This is a genomic window from Oceanicella sp. SM1341 (genome assembly GCF_003448965.1).
Taxonomy (GTDB): Bacteria; Pseudomonadota; Alphaproteobacteria; order Rhodobacterales; family Rhodobacteraceae; genus Paroceanicella.
Map to the genome: position 1 here is coordinate 169,804 of NZ_QRGC01000003.1, position 15,236 is coordinate 185,039.

A 15,236-nucleotide genomic window follows, 5' to 3' on the forward strand; every position below is an offset into this window, starting at 1 on the left:
GCCGCGCTGCCCCGGCCGGCGGGTTTTGTCATTTGCCCATCACATTTTTCGCGACTGCGAGGAATGAGCCTTGAACGGGGGCTGACAAAACCAAGATTTAATGATGCAATCCTATGGTGCCGGGACCGTTCGATGCTCACGGGGCATGATCGGGCAGCGCATAGCCTTCGGTAAGGGAGCATCTGATGCCGTCATTCTCGAAAACCCTCGAAGCCGCAATCCACAACGCGCTGGCACTCGCCAACAGCCGCCGGCATGAACTTGCTACTCTTGAACACCTCCTCCTCTCGCTGATCGACGATCCGGATGCCGCACGGGTGATGAAGGCCTGTGGCGTGGACCTCGACGAGCTGCGAAAGACACTCACCCGCTTCGTGGACGAGGAGCTCGATGCCCTCGTCTCCGAGCTCGACAAGTCGGAAGCGGCGCCCACCACGGGCTTCCAGCGCGTCATCCAGCGCGCCGCCATCCATGTGCAGAGCTCCGGTCGCACCGAGGTGACCGGCGCCAACGTGCTCGTCGCGATCTTCGCCGAACGCGAGAGCCATGCGGCCTATTTCCTGCAGGAGCAGGACATGACCCGCTACGATGCCGTCAACTACATTTCCCATGGCGTGGCCAAAAACCCCGGTTTCGGGGAACAGCGCCCTGTCCGCGGGACCGACGAGGAGGTAGAGGAAGTGGCAACACCCCCTGGTGAGGAAAAACGGGAGAAGGCGCTCGACAAGTACTGCGTGAACCTGAACGAGAAGTCGAAGAAGGGTGGCGTAGACCCCCTGATCGGCCGCGCGCTCGAAGTCGAGCGCTGCATTCAGGTGCTCTGCCGCCGGCGCAAGAACAACCCGCTGCTGGTGGGCGACCCCGGCGTGGGCAAGACCGCCATCGCGGAAGGCCTCGCACGCAAGATCGTCGAGGGCGACACCCCGGCCATCCTCGCCAACGCCACCATCTACTCGCTCGACATGGGCGCCCTGCTCGCCGGAACCCGCTATCGCGGCGATTTCGAGGAGCGGCTGAAAGCCGTGGTCAAGGAGCTGGAGGACCACCCGGACGCGGTGCTCTTCATCGACGAGATCCACACGGTGATCGGCGCCGGCGCCACTTCGGGCGGCGCGATGGACGCCTCCAACCTGCTCAAGCCCGCCCTGCAGAACGGCGGCCTGCGCTGCATGGGCTCGACCACCTACAAGGAGTACCGCCAGCACTTCGAGAAGGACCGCGCGCTCTCCCGCCGGTTCCAGAAGATCGACGTGAACGAGCCCTCGGTGGACGACGCGGTGAAGATCCTCAAGGGCCTCAAGCCCTATTTCGAGGAGCATCACGAGATCCGCTACACCTCCGACGCGATCAAGACCGCGGTGGACCTCTCGTCGCGCTACATCCATGACCGCAAGCTGCCCGACAAGGCGATCGACGTGATCGACGAGGCGGGGGCGGCCCAGCACCTGCTGCCCGAGAGCCGCCGGCGCAAGACCATCACCTCGAAGGAGATCGAGGACGTGGTGGCCAAGATCGCGCGTATCCCGGCCAAGACCGTCTCCAAGGACGATGCCGAGATCCTGCGTGACCTGGAGGGCTCGCTGAAGCGCGTGGTCTTCGGCCAGGACGCGGCCATCGAGGCGCTGTCCTCGGCGATCAAGCTCTCGCGGGCGGGCCTGCGCGAGCCGGAGAAGCCGATCGGCAACTACCTCTTCGCCGGCCCCACCGGCGTGGGCAAGACCGAGGTCGCCAAGCAGCTCGCGGACACGCTGGGTGTCGAGCTCATCCGCTTCGACATGTCCGAGTACATGGAGAAACACGCGGTGAGCCGGCTGATCGGCGCGCCTCCGGGCTATGTCGGCTTCGACCAGGGCGGGCTGCTCACCGATGGCGTCGACCAGCATCCGCATTGCGTGCTGCTGCTCGACGAGATCGAGAAGGCCCATCCGGACGTGTTCAACATCCTGCTGCAGGTGATGGACCACGGCAAGCTGACCGACCACAACGGCCGGCAGGTGGACTTCCGCAACGTGGTGCTGATCATGACCTCGAACGCGGGCGCCGCCGAGCAGGCCAAGACCGCCATCGGCTTCGGCCGTGACCGGCGCGAGGGCGAGGATACCGCCGCCATCGAGCGGACCTTCACGCCCGAGTTCCGCAACCGGCTCGACGCGGTGATTTCCTTCGGCCCGCTGCCGAAGACGGTCATCCTGCAGGTGGTGGAGAAGTTCGTCCTGCAGCTCGAGGCCCAGCTGCTCGACCGCTCCGTGGTCATCGAGCTCACCCGGCCCGCCGCCGAATGGCTGGCCGACAAGGGCTACGACGACCGCATGGGCGCCCGGCCGCTGGCCCGGGTGATCCAGGAGAACATCAAGAAGCCGCTGGCCGAGGAACTGCTGTTCGGCCGGCTCGCCAAGGGCGGCACGGTGAAGATCGCCGTGAAGGACGGGGCGCTGGACCTGCAGATTCTCGGCCCCGAGAACCGCAAGCTTGCCTCCGGCAAGCCGCCGCTCCTGACCGCGGACTGAGCCTCCCCCGCCACGGCGGACAGACAGGAAAGGCCGGCCCCCGGGGCCGGCCTTTCGCATTTGCAGCATGGGGCGCAAGAAAATTTCATCTCATGCCCCCTGATGTGCCCTGTTCTTTCCCCCCGCCCGCGTGCTACCACCCGGACCGGACAGAACAGGTGCAGTGCCCCCGCGGGCGCTGACGACGCCCGGGTCTCCCGGGCCGGACCCCAGATTTTGGCCCCGCAGCCCGGGGCCAGGCCAAGGAGAAGGAAGATGCCCCAGTACCGTTCACGCCGTTCGACCCACGGGCGGAACATGGCCGGTGCGCGTGGTCTCTGGCGCGCCACCGGCATGACCGACGAGGATTTCGGCAAGCCGATCATCGCGGTGGTCAACTCGTTCACCGAGTTCGTGCCCGGCCATGTGCACCTCAAGGATCTCGGCCAGCTCGTGGCCCGCGAGATCGAGAAGGCCGGCGGCGTGGCGAAGGAGTTCAACACCATCGCGGTGGATGACGGCATCGCCATGGGCCATGACGGCATGCTCTACTCGCTGCCCTCGCGCGAGATCATCGCCGACAGCGTGGAGTACATGGTCAACGCCCATTGCGCCGACGCGATGGTCTGCATCTCCAACTGCGACAAGATCACCCCCGGCATGCTGATGGCCGCGATGCGCCTCAACATCCCGGTGGTCTTCGTGTCCGGCGGGCCGATGGAGGCCGGCAAGGTCACCATCGACGAGCTGGAAATGAAGGTCGACCTGGTCGACGCCATGGTCGCCGCCGCCGACGACACGCGCTCGGACGCGGAAGTGGAGGCGATCGAGCGCTCCGCCTGCCCCACCTGCGGCTCCTGCTCGGGCATGTTCACCGCCAACTCGATGAACTGCCTGACCGAGGCGCTCGGCCTCGCGCTGCCCGGCAACGGCTCGGTGCTCGCCACCCACGCCGACCGCCAGCGCCTGTTCGAGGAGGCCGGCCGGCTGATCGTGGACATCACCCGCCGCCACTACGAGATCGACGAGGCCGGCCTGCTGCCGCGCGAGATCGCGAATTTCGCCGCCTTCGAGAACGCGATGACCCTCGACATCTCGATGGGCGGCTCGACCAACACCGTGCTCCACCTGCTCGCCGCCGCCCACGAGGGCGAGATCGACTTCACCATGGAGCACATCGACAAGCTGTCGCGCCACGTGCCGGTGCTGTGCAAGGTGGCGCCCTCGGTGGCCAACGTGCACATGGAGGACGTCCACCGCGCCGGCGGCATCATGGCGATCCTGGGCGAGCTGAACCGCGCCGGGCTGATCCACGACGATTGCGCCACCGTGCACGCCCCCAGCCTCGGCGAGGCGCTGGCGCGCTGGGACGTGACCGTGACCAACACGCCGGAGGTGCAGGACTTCTACCGCGCCGCCCCCGGCGGCGTGCGCACCAAGGTCGCCTTCTCGCAGTCCAACCGCTACAAGGAGCTCGACCTCGACCGCAAGTCCGGCACCATCCGCTCGCTCGAGAACGCCTACTCGAAGGACGGCGGCCTCGCGGTGCTCTCGGGCAATCTCGCCATCGACGGCTGCATCGTGAAGACCGCGGGCGTGGACGAGAGCATCCTGAAGTTCTCCGGCCCGGCCATCGTCTTCGAGAGCCAGGACAGCGCGGTGAGCGGCATCCTCACCGGCAAGGTGAAGGCGGGCGACGTGGTGGTGATCCGCTACGAGGGCCCGCAGGGCGGCCCGGGCATGCAGGAAATGCTCTACCCCACGAGCTACCTCAAGTCGAAGGGGCTGGGGAAGGCCTGTGCCCTGCTCACCGACGGGCGGTTCTCCGGCGGCACCTCGGGCCTGTCCATCGGCCATGTCTCGCCGGAAGCGGCGGAAGGCGGGCTGATCGGCCTGGTCGAGACCGGCGACACGATCGAGATCGACATCCCCGGCCGCAGCATCCGCCTCGCGGTGGGCGACGACGTGCTGGAGGCCCGGCGCGCCGCGATGGGCGCCCTGCCCTGGGGCCCGGAGGAGCAGCGCACCCGGCAGGTGAGCAAGGCGTTGCGCGCCTATGCCGCCTTCGCGAGCTCGGCCGCAAAGGGCGCCGTGCGCATCCTGCCCTGACGCCTTGCGCGGCCCCGCCCGGCGGGGCCGCCGCCCCCGGCTCAGAAGCCGGAGATCAGCCTCAGGAAGGGCCGCGCCCCGTGGCCCCGCGCGCCCCGCACCCGCTCGAGGTAGAGGCGAACCGATTCGCCCAGCCCGTAGAGGTGTTCGCGCATCTGTGCCTGCGCGCGGATCGACTCGCGCGCGACGAGCGCGTTCACGATGGCGCTGTGCTCGCGCACCGAGGCCTCGAACACCTCCTCCACCCCTTCCAGCCGCTGCACCACCGGCCCCACCCCGGCCGGCCCGGCCATGGGAATATTGGCGATCTGCCGCGACAGGGTGACGAGCGTGTCGTTGCCGCTTGCCTCGAGGATGGCCTCGTGGAAGGCGGTGTTGAGATCGAGAAAGGCCATCCGGCCCTCGGTAGGAATGCGCCCGCCGGTGAGCAGGCCGGCCATGGCCGCCACGTTCTCCGACAGGGCCCGGTGCACCTCGGCCGGCGGCTCCGTGCGCTCGGCGATCAGCCGGCAGGCCATGGCCTCCAGCTCGCCGCGCACCCGGATGGCGTCAATGATCTCGCCCAGCGAGAAGGCCCGCACCAGGAAGCCGCGCTGGGGCTTGTAGACCAGCAACCCCTCCTGCGCGAGCGCCGCCAGCGCCAGCCGCACCGGGGTGCGCGACACTTCCAGCCGGCTCGCGAGAGCGATTTCCTGCAGGTGGCTGCCGGGCTCGAAGGCTCCCTCCAGAAGCATCTGGCGCAATTGTTCCGTAATCTGTTCCGATTGCGTGGTCATTCCGGAGAGTGCATCCATCTGTGAAGAGGCCTTCCCTCTAGGTATGCCGCGGGCCGGCAAAGGCAATGGTCCCGCCCGACCGTCCCTCCGGGGCTCTTCACCCGCCCTTAATCCCGCCGCACCTAAGGTGTCCCCGGGAAGCATGGGTTTGTCATGGCGGGGGGCCGCCATGAGGAAGAAGGGGTGTGGGGATGGCAAATCCTTCGCAGGATATTTCGCATCTGTCCGGATATTTTTCGTGTCACTGCCCGGGCTGCGCGTCCGCGTCGGGCGGCGATGACGGCAGCGCCGTGGTGGGCTTCACCGCGGACAACGAGGGAGACGCCGGCGCGCCCGTGCGCGACGCCCAGCAGGGCACGGCGAGCTACCAGGTGGTGGGGGTGTCGGGCAACAACATCGACGGCCTGCTCTCCGGCATCAAGTGGACCGAGCCGGAGATCACCTTCTCCTTCCCCGACTCGGCGAAGGCCTATTCCGCCAGCTATTCCGGCAGCCCCCAGGCGCTCGACTTCGCGGCCTTCGGCACCGGCCAGGCCAACGTGGTGCGCGCCATCCTCGACCAGTACGCGGCGGTGAGCGGGCTGAGCTTCGTCGAGAGCACCGGCGCCGCCGCGGCCGGAGCCGACATGCGCTTCGCGCTGAGCGACGACCCCACCACCGCCTATGCCTACTACCCCTCGGCCGCCGAGGAAGGCGGGGATGTCTGGGTGCACAACGGCGTGCCGGACTGGGCGGACACCGATGTCTTCGCGGCACCCCGGCAGGGCAACTATGCCTACCACACCTTCATCCACGAGATCGGCCATGCCGTGGGCCTGAAGCACGGCCACAGCGGCGGCGCCGGGAATGCCACCACGATGCTCGCCACCTGGGACTCGATGGAATACTCGGTGATGACCTACCGCTCCTACCAGAACGACCCGCTGGTGGGCGGCTACTCGAACGAGACCTGGGGCTATGCCCAGTCGCTGATGATGTACGACATCGCGGCGCTTCAGACCATGTATGGCGCGAACTACGACACCAATGCCGGCAACACGACCTACACCTTCTCCGACACCACCGGCGAGATGATGGTAAACGGCCGCAGCGCCGGCACGCCGGGCGAAAATCGCGTGTTCCGCACCGTCTGGGACGGCGGCGGGCGCGACACCTACGACTTCTCCTCCTACCGCACCGATCTCGCGATCGACCTCACCCCCGGCCAGTACGCCGACCTTGACCGCGGCGGCACCGCCCAGCGCGCCTATCTCGGCGACGGGCACTATGCCCGCGGCCACGTGTTCAACGCGCTCGACTTCGGCGGAGACGGGCGGGCACTGATCGAGAATGCCATCGGCGGCCGCGGCGCGGACCGTATCGTGGGCAACAGCGCCGCCAACGTGCTCACCGGAATGGGCGGCAAGGATTCGCTCTTCGGCGCGGCGGGCAACGACCGGCTGATCGGCGCGGCGGACCGCGACTTCCTGCACGGCGGCACCGGCAACGACGAGCTGCACGGCGGCTCGGGCAACGACGACCTCGTCGGCTTCGACGGCGCCGACCGCATCTACGGCGGCGAGGGGCGCGACTATATCCTCGGCGGCAACGACAACGACCTCATCGTCGGCGGCACCGGGGACGACCGCATCTTCGGCGGCGAGGGCAAGGACCGCATCCGCGGCGATGACGGCAACGACTACATCGAGGGCGGCAACGAGCGCGACCTGCTGCTGGGCAGCGCGGGAGACGACAACCTCGTCGGCGGCTCGGGCGACGACCTGATCTTCGGCGGCACCGACGACGACGTGCTCGACGGCGGCAGCGGCCGCGACCTGCTCGCCGGCGACGAGGGCAACGACCGTCTCTCCGGTGGCGACGACTGGGACCGGCTCTACGGCGGCGAGGGCAACGACGTGCTCGTCGGCGGCGAGGGCCGTGACCGCCTGTTCGGCGACGACGGCAACGACCGGCTCATCGGCGGCTCGGACGGCGACGTGCTCTACGGCGGCGCCGGCGCCGACACCTTCGTGCTGGGCACCGGCGCGGCCGGCGACCTGGTGCGCGACTTCGACCCCACGGTCGACCACATCGACCTGCGCACCGACGGCGCCTCCTTCGCGGAGCTGGAGCTCATCGACCACCCCGAGGGCGTGGTGGTGCGCGGCCTGCACGGCTCGATGCGCCTCGTCGGCGTGACGGCGGACGAGCTCACCCCCGACCATTTCATCCTGCCCGAAGCCGGCTGACCCCCCGCCCGGAGCGGCCCGGACCTGACCGATGGTCTGTCACCGGGCCGCCACAGCCATGCTTGCGGTGCATGGCACCCATACGCAGACCCCCTTTATTCACCCCGGATGATCTGGTTAACCTTGTTCCGGGATATGAAACTCGCTGGGGGGCACATGAAATTCCTGCCACGTCTGCTGAGCCGCATCATCCATGCGGGCACTCTGACCCTGACCGTACCGGACGGCCGGGTCCATGAATTCCGGGGCACTGCCGCCGGACCACACGTGAAGATCCGGATCACCGACCCGTCGCTCGACTGGAAGATCTTCCTCAAGCCGGAGCTTGCCGGCGCCGAAGCCTACATGGACGGCAAGCTGATCGTGGAGGACGGCGACGCCTACTCCCTGCTCCAGCTGATCTTCCTCAACAAGGGCGACTTCGACAATTCCGCCGGGCAGCGCTTCTGGTACGCGCTCAGCGTCACCTTCCGGCGCTACCTGCAGTACAACCCGCTGGCGAAGGCCCGGCGCAACGCCGGCCACCACTACAACACCGGCAACGACTTCTACCGCATGTGGCTCGACGAGGACATGCAGTACTCCTGCGCCTACTTCCCCACCGGGCAGGAGACGCTGGAAGAGGCGCAGGTGCTCAAGAAGCGCCACATCGCGGCGAAGATGGGCCTCGCGCCCGGACAGAAGGTGCTCGACATCGGCTGCGGATGGGGCGGAATGGCGCTCTACCTGGCTGCCGTGGCCGATGTGGAGGTAACCGGAGTCACCCTCGCCGAGGAACAGCTCAAGGTCGCCCGGGCCCGCGCGAAGGCGGCCGGGCTGGAAGACCGGGTGAAGTTCGAGCTGCGCGACTACCGCGAGGTCACCGAGACCTATGACCGCGTGGTGTCGGTGGGCATGCTCGAGCATGTCGGCATCAACCACCTCGGCGAGTATTTCCGCAAGGTGAACGACGTGCTCAAGCCCGATGGCGTGGCGCTGATCCACTCCATCTCCAGCCGCACCCCGCCCTCGACCACGGGGCCGTTCCTGCGCAAGTACATCTTCCCCGGCGGCTACGCGCCCTCGGTGTCCGAATCGATGACCTGCGTCGAGCATTCCGGCCTCTGGCTGCTCGATTCGGAGATCTGGCGGGTGCATTACGCCCCGACGCTGATGCACTGGCGCCAGCGTTTCATGGCCCGGCGCGACGAGGCGGTGGCGATGTACGACGAGCGCTTCGCGCGGATGTGGGAATTCTACCTCGCCGCCTGCGAATGCGCCTTCCGCTACGGCGACAGCCACGTCTTCCAGTTCCAGCTCGGGCGAGACCGCGCCGCGATGCCCCTGCACCGCGACTATGTCGCCGGCGCCGCGGCCAAGCTCGCTGCCCGCGAGGCGGAGGCGATCCCGCGGATCAATGCCGCCACCCGCACCGTGTTCGGCGAGGCGGCGGACATGCCCACTCCCGCGGCGATGGCGGTCTACGAGAACAGCTGACACGCACCCGGGCCGGTGACGGCCCGGGTCCCCGCGAGGAGAGAGACGCAATGACCCTGATGCCCCCGCTCGCGGCCGTGATGCTCACGGCCGGGCTCTGCGGCCTGATCGCGCTGTGGCTGATGGCTCATGTCGGCCGGATGCGCGACACGCTCTCCATCCCCATGGGCGATGGCGGCCACCCGCGGATGATCCGCGCCATGCGGGGCCAGGCGAATTTCATCGAGTTCGTGCCCCTCACCCTGGTGTTCATGGTGCTGCTGGCGCTCTCCGGCTGGGGGACGCTGGTGCTCTATGCCATCGGGGCCGCGCTGGTGGTGGGGCGGTTCCTGCACGCGCTGCATTTCACCGCCGCAGATGCGCCGCGCTGGCAGCGCAGCGGCGGGGCGGCGCTGAGCGGGCTCGCGGTGCTGGCCTGCACGGTGCTGCTGCTGGTCACCTGGGCGGGGATGGTGTTCTGAGCCGGCGCCGCGGGGCCTTGACCCTCCCCGCGTTTCCATGCCTCCTGCGGGCATGACAGCAGCGCTCGAACCTCTCTGCGCCCAGCTGCTCGACGCCGCCCGCAAGGCCGGGGCCGAAGCCGCCGACGCAATCGCCCTTTCCGGAGAAACCCTCTCCGTCGATCTTCACAAATCCGCGCTCGACCATGCCGAGCGTGCCGAGGGCATCGACATCGGCCTGCGCGTGCTCATCGGGCAGCGCCAGGCCTGCGTCTCCTCCTCCGACGTGCGGCCCGACACCATCGCCGCCCTCGCCGAGCGCGCCGTGGCCATGGCCCGCGAGGCGCCGGAAGACCCCTGGATCGGCCTCGCCACCCCCGACCAGCTGGTGACCGACTGGGACGCGGGCGCGCTCGAGCTCGACGACCATGCCCCCGCCCCCGGGCCCGAGTGGCTCGAGGAGCAGGGCCGGGTGCTGGAAGCAGCAGCTCTCGCCGTGCCCGGTGTCGCCCAGGTGCAGGGCGCCGGCGCCGGCTGGGGCCGCACCCATGTGCATCTCGCTGCAACCAACGGATTTTCGGGCGGCTACTCGCGCAGTTCCACCTCGCTGCACTGCACCGCCATCGCCGGCGAAGGCCTGGGGATGGAGCGGGACTATGCCGCCGAATCGCGCATCTTTGCCGCCGACATGCCCCGGGCCGAGGGCATCGGCCGGCTGGCGGGCGAGCGCGCGGTGGCCAACCTCGGCGCCAAGAAGCCGCCCACCGGCGCTTACCCGGTGCTGTTCGACGAGCGCATCTCCGGCAGCCTCATCGCCCATCTCACCGCCGCGGTGAACGGTGCGGCGGTGGCCCGCGGCTCGAGCTGGCTGGCCGACGCGGTGGGCACCGCCGTGCTTCCCGCCGGCATGGACCTGGTGGAGGACCCGCTGCGGCGCCGCACCTCCGGCTCGCGCCCCTTCGACGCCGAGGGCCTCGCCTCCCGCGCCCGCCACGTGGTGCGCGACGGCGTGCTCACCGGCTGGACGCTCGACCTCGCCACCGGCCGGCAGCTCGGGTTTCCCAGCACCGCCAGTGCCGCGCGCGGCGTGGGCAGCGCGCCGGGGCCCAGCACCGGAAACCTGGTGCTCACCCCCGGGCACCGCAGCCGCGACGAGCTGATCGCCGAGATGGGCACCGGCCTCATCGTCACCTCGATGATTGGCGCCTCGATCAACCCCACCACCGGCGACTACTCGCGCGGGGCCTCCGGCTTCTGGGTGGAAAACGGCGAGATCGTGCGCCCGGTGAACGAATGCACCGTGGCCGGCAACCTGCGCCGCATGCTCACCACGCTGGTGGCCGCGAACGACGGGCGGCCGCACCTCTCGCGGGTGATCCCGAGCCTGCTCGTCGAGGGGCTCACCATTGCAGGTGGATGACGACCTCGCGCTCATAACCGAGGCCGCGCTGGCGGCCGGCGAGATCGCGGCGCGGCACTTCCGCTCCGACCTCGAGACCTGGGACAAGGGCGGCGGCCAGGGCCCGGTCTCCGAGGCGGATCTCGAGATCGACGCCTTCCTAAACCAGTGGCTCCTCGCGCGCCGGCCGGACTACGGCTGGCTGAGCGAGGAGACCGAGGACGACGAGGCCCGCCTCGCCCGCCCCCGGGTGTTCATCGTCGACCCGATCGACGGCACCCGCGCCTTCATCGCCGGCCAGCCCACCTTCTCGCATTCCATCGCCATCGTCGAGGCGGGGCAGGTGATCGCCGGCGTGGTGCACCTGCCGATGAAGAACCGCACCTTCGCCGCCCGCATCGGCGGCGGCGCCACGCTCAACGGCGCGCCCATCGCCCCCTCCCCGCGCACCGAGGTGGAGGGCGCCCGGGTGCTGTGCAATTCCGCCGCCCTGGTGCCCGCGCACTGGCGCGACGGAGCGGTGCCGGCGGTGGAGCGGCACTTCCGCTCCTCGCTCGCCTACCGGCTCTGCCTCGTGGCGCAGGGCCGCTTCGACGCCATGCTCACCCTGCGCGATGCCTGGGAATGGGACGTGGCGGCGGGCGACCTGATCGCCCGCGAGGCCGGCGCGCGGGTCGAGACCGCCGGCGGCGCGGCCCCGCGCTACAACAATCCCCGGCCGCTGCTGCCGGGCATGGTGGCCGCCGGCCCAGGGCTGATGCCCGGGTTGATGGCCCGCCTTTGAAGCGAATTTTCGCGCTTCCGCCGGCCGCTCCCCCCTGGCGGATCTCGCACCGTTCACCCTTGCGTGGCACCATTCCGCCCGCATTTGACCTCCGCGCTCGCGGCGGTATTGTGCAGCGCAAATGTCAGAAAGGACGTCCCATGGTTCAGCGCCTGCATCTCGTCTTCGGGGGCGAGCTCGTCGACCCCCAGTCCACCCAGTTCGCCAATGTCGACGAAATCGACGTCGTCGGCATCTTTCCCAACTACGCCACCGCCTACAACGCCTGGAAGGCGAAGGCCCAGGCCACGGTGGACAGCGCCCAGACGCGCTATTTCATCGCCCACCTGCACCGGCTGCGTGACGAGGAAGTCTCCTCGAGCCCGACCGCGAAACTGGGCTGACCGATGCTCGCCGAAGCGCTGCGCGTGGTGAGGGGCTCCGCCCTCACCCGCAAGCTGGTTGCGGCGCTGGCGGCAGGGTACATCTCCCTGTGCCGCCGCACCTGCCGCTGGGAGATCCTCGGCAGCGAGACGCGCGACCTACTGCGCTCCGGCCGCGGCCGCTTCGTGCTGGCGATCTGGCACGGGCGGCTGCTCATGGTGCCCACCGAGATGAGCGGCGACACGAGGGTGCGCGCCATCGTCTCGCGCAACAACGACGGCGAGCTGATCACGAAGGTCGTCGGCCGCTTCGGCATCCGCACCATCCGCGGCTCCACCCGTGACCGGCGCAAGCCCGATCTCGACAAGGGCGGTCGCGAGGCGTTCCGGGCCGGGCTCCAGGCGCTGAGGGAGGAGGAGGACGTGATCGTCGCCCTCACACCCGACGGGCCGCGCGGCCCGCTCATGCGCTGCCAGCACGGGGTGGCCACGCTCTCGGTGATGTCCGGCGCCTCGGTGGTGCCCTGGACCTTCTCGGTGCGCCACGGCCGTTTCCTCGGCAGCTGGGACCGTTTCCTGCTGGTGCGCCCCTTCAGCCGCGGCGTGGTGGCCTACGGCACCCCGCTCTCCCCGCCCGCCGAGCGCACGGCCGAGGCGATCGAGACCTACCGGCTGGAGATCGAGGCGGCGATCACCGCCCTCACCCGCGCGGCGGACGCCCGGGTGGGCCGCGCCACGCCCGAGCCGGGGCCCTGGCCGAAATGACCCCGCCGCTGCTCTCGCTCTACCTCTTCCTTTCCGCGCGCGCGGGGCCGCTGGCCCGGCTCCTGCTGAAGCGCCGCGCCCGCCGCGGCAAGGAAGATCCGGCCCGGATGGGCGAGCGGCTGGGCATCGCCTCCGCGCCGCGGCCCGAGGGGCGGCTCCTGTGGTTCCATGCCGCGAGCGTGGGCGAATCCCTCTCCATCCTCGAGCTGGTCATCCGCATCCGCGCCGCCCGGCCCGACCTGCAGTTCCTCGTCACCACCGGCACGGTGACCTCGGCGGCGCTGATGGCCCGGCGCCTGCCGCCCGGCGCGGTGCACCAGTATGCCCCGGTGGACATCGTGCCCGGGCTGCGCGCCTTCCTCGCCCATTGGCGCCCCGATCTCGCGATCTGGATCGAGAGCGAGATCTGGCCCGCCGCCATCATCGAGACCAACCGTGCGCGGGTGCCGCTGCTGCTGGTCAACGCCCGGATGTCGGAGCGCTCCGCCCGGGGCTGGCGCCGCGCGCCGCGGATGATCGGCCGGCTGCTCGGCCTGTTCTCGGCCATCTACGCCCAGGACAAGGCCTCGGCGCGCAACCTCACCGCCCTCGGCGCCCGCGAGGTGAAGGTGACCGGCACGCTGAAGGAAGGCTCCGCCCCCCTGCCGCATGACGACGCGGAGCGCCAGCGCATGGCCGCGCTCTTCGACGGCCGGCCGCTCTGGGTGGCCGCCTCCACCCACGAGGGCGAGGAGGAGATCGTCGCCGAGGCGCATCGCGCCGTGCGCCGGCAGAACCCGCGCGCCATCCTCATCCTCGTGCCCCGCCACCCGCAGCGCGGGGCGGAGATCGCCGCGGCGCTGCGCGGCGCCGGCTGGCAGGTGGCGGTGCGCAGCGCCGGCGAGGCGCCGGACCATGACACGCAGATCTACCTCGCCGACACGCTGGGCGAGCTCGGCCTGTGGTACCGGCTCTCCTCGGTCTCCTTCGTCGGCGGCTCGCTGGTGGCGGTGGGCGGGCACAACCCGTTCGAGCCCGCGGCCCTCGGCTCGGCGATCATCCACGGACCGCACGTGGAGAATTTCGACGACGGTTTCGCCCGGCTGCGCGCCGTGGAGGCCGCCATCGCGGTGGAGGACGCGGCCTCGCTGGCAGATGCCGTGTGCCGCGCGCTCGCCCCGGCGGAAGCGGCGCGCATGGCCTCGGCCGCCTGGGACCTGTTCAGCGCCGGCGCCGCGGTGACCGACCGCGTGGTGGCCGAGCTGCGCCCCTACCTGCCGGCGCCGCTGCCATGAGGACGCCGGGCTTCTGGTCCGGGCCGCGCGGGCTGCTGGCCACGCTGCTGGCCCCGCTCGGCGCGCTCTATGCCGCGGCCACCGCCCGGCGCCTGCGCCGCCCCGGGCTGCGCCTGCCGGTGCCGGTGATCTGCGTGGGCAACATCAATGCCGGCGGCACCGGCAAGACCCCCACGGTGATCGCCCTCGCCGAGCGGCTCACCGCCGCCGGGCACCGGCCGCACGTGGTCTCTCGGGGGCATGGCGGGCGGCTCACCGGGCCGGTGCAGGTGGAATTCACCCTGCATTCCGCGGCCGAGGTGGGCGACGAGCCGCTGCTGATCGCCGCCTTCGCCCCCACCTGGGTGGCACGCGACCGCGCGGCCGGCGCCCGCGCCGCCGTCTCCGCCGGGGCCGACGTGATCCTGCTCGACGACGGGTTCCAGAACCCCGCGCTGGAGAAGGACCTCTCGATCGTGGTGGTGGACGCTGTGGCGGGCTTCGGCAACGGGCTGTGCATCCCCGCGGGGCCGCTGCGCGAGCCGGTGGCCACCGGCCTCGCCCGCGCCGACCTCGTGCTCGCCATCGGCGGGGCCCGGGCCTGCGACACGCTGGTCTCCGCCTGGCCCGAGCTCGACGGCACGCCCATGGTGACCGGCCGCATCCAGCCGCGCCCCACCGGCATGCCCTGGCAGGGCCAGCGCGTGGTGGCCTTCGCCGGCATCGGCCACCCGGAGAAGTTCTTCGCCACCCTGCGGGGCCTCGGGGTGGAGCTGGTCGCCACCCACGGCTTCCCCGACCACGCCCCCTACACCGCCGCCGCCCTCACCCGGCTGGAGCGCGAGGCGCGCGAGGCCGGCGCCATGCTGGTGACCACCGACAAGGACGCCGTGCGCCTGCCCGAGAGCTTCCGCGGCAAGGCGATGCCCCTGCCGGTGATGCTGGTGTTCCGCAGCCCGGAACAGATTGACGATGCGCTCAACAATCTGTTTCCGAATGGACAGTGATGGCCTTCTTCCTGCCACATTCCTGCCCGTTTCATGCCACAGTTTGAGCAAGGATGGCGCGAGGGGATGGGGACCCATTCATTCGGGTGCGGGAGAGTTGAGGGGCTCTTCCCCCGGAAAGCCTCCATCGTCGGTTCCAGCCCTGTCGCTG

General features: G+C 70.1%; 12 protein-coding genes. 11 read left to right on the forward strand and 1 reads right to left on the reverse strand.

Annotated elements, in window-relative coordinates; genetic code table 11:
- Positions 1-185: 185 nt before the first annotated feature.
- Positions 186-2,507: an ATP-dependent Clp protease ATP-binding subunit ClpA gene (gene clpA / locus D3P35_RS04660; protein WP_118133293.1), complete on the forward strand. Its 2,322-nt coding sequence runs from the start codon at positions 186-188 to the stop codon at positions 2,505-2,507.
- Positions 2,508-2,762: 255 nt separating this feature from the next.
- A complete protein-coding gene (gene ilvD, locus D3P35_RS04665; RefSeq protein ID WP_118133294.1) occupies positions 2,763-4,595 on the forward strand; it encodes a dihydroxy-acid dehydratase in 1,833 nt (610 codons plus the stop codon).
- 41 nt (positions 4,596-4,636) lie between these two features.
- On the opposite strand, the gene D3P35_RS04670 is transcribed toward ilvD, so the two are convergent.
- Positions 4,637-5,542 carry a GntR family transcriptional regulator gene (locus D3P35_RS04670; RefSeq protein ID WP_118133295.1) on the reverse strand — a complete coding sequence of 302 codons (906 nt, stop codon included), beginning with the start codon at positions 5,540-5,542 and terminating at the stop codon, positions 4,637-4,639.
- A gap of 119 nt (positions 5,543-5,661) precedes the next feature.
- Here D3P35_RS04670 and D3P35_RS04675 point away from each other — a divergent pair, with 119 nt between their 5' ends.
- From D3P35_RS04675 to lpxK, 9 genes are all read left to right on the forward strand, one after another.
- Positions 5,662-7,599, forward strand: coding sequence for a M10 family metallopeptidase (locus D3P35_RS04675; RefSeq protein WP_118133296.1), 1,938 nt, complete (start codon positions 5,662-5,664; stop codon positions 7,597-7,599).
- 267 nt (positions 7,600-7,866) lie between these two features.
- Positions 7,867-9,075, forward strand: coding sequence for a cyclopropane-fatty-acyl-phospholipid synthase family protein (locus tag D3P35_RS04680; RefSeq protein ID WP_232830382.1), 1,209 nt, complete (start codon positions 7,867-7,869; stop codon positions 9,073-9,075).
- A 50-nt stretch (positions 9,076-9,125) separates the two neighbouring features.
- Positions 9,126-9,536: an MAPEG family protein gene (locus D3P35_RS04685; protein ID WP_118133298.1), complete on the forward strand. Its 411-nt coding sequence runs from the start codon at positions 9,126-9,128 to the stop codon at positions 9,534-9,536.
- A gap of 52 nt (positions 9,537-9,588) precedes the next feature.
- Positions 9,589-10,935, forward strand: a complete 1,347-nt coding sequence (locus D3P35_RS04690) for a TldD/PmbA family protein (protein ID WP_118133299.1) — start codon at positions 9,589-9,591, stop codon at positions 10,933-10,935.
- Positions 10,928-11,698 (forward strand): 3'(2'),5'-bisphosphate nucleotidase CysQ, encoded by a 771-nt coding sequence (locus D3P35_RS04695; protein WP_370030119.1) that lies wholly within the window; start codon positions 10,928-10,930, stop codon positions 11,696-11,698. Before D3P35_RS04690 ends, D3P35_RS04695 begins: the two co-directional genes overlap by 8 nt.
- 140 nt (positions 11,699-11,838) lie before the next feature.
- Positions 11,839-12,081, forward strand: a complete 243-nt coding sequence (locus tag D3P35_RS04700; protein ID WP_118133301.1) for a DUF4170 domain-containing protein — start codon at positions 11,839-11,841, stop codon at positions 12,079-12,081.
- Between the two features lie 3 nt (positions 12,082-12,084).
- Entirely contained in the window at positions 12,085-12,825 is a 741-nt protein-coding gene (locus D3P35_RS04705; RefSeq protein WP_118133302.1) for a lysophospholipid acyltransferase family protein, read from the forward strand.
- On the forward strand, positions 12,822-14,099 hold the full coding sequence (locus tag D3P35_RS04710) for a 3-deoxy-D-manno-octulosonic acid transferase (RefSeq protein ID WP_118133303.1): 1,278 nt from the start codon (positions 12,822-12,824) through the stop codon (positions 14,097-14,099). The genes D3P35_RS04705 and D3P35_RS04710 overlap by 4 nt, the downstream gene beginning before the upstream one ends.
- A complete protein-coding gene (lpxK, locus tag D3P35_RS04715) occupies positions 14,096-15,085 on the forward strand; it encodes a tetraacyldisaccharide 4'-kinase (RefSeq protein WP_118133304.1) in 990 nt (329 codons plus the stop codon). Before D3P35_RS04710 ends, lpxK begins: the two co-directional genes overlap by 4 nt.
- The last annotated feature ends 151 nt before the right edge of the window (positions 15,086-15,236 follow it).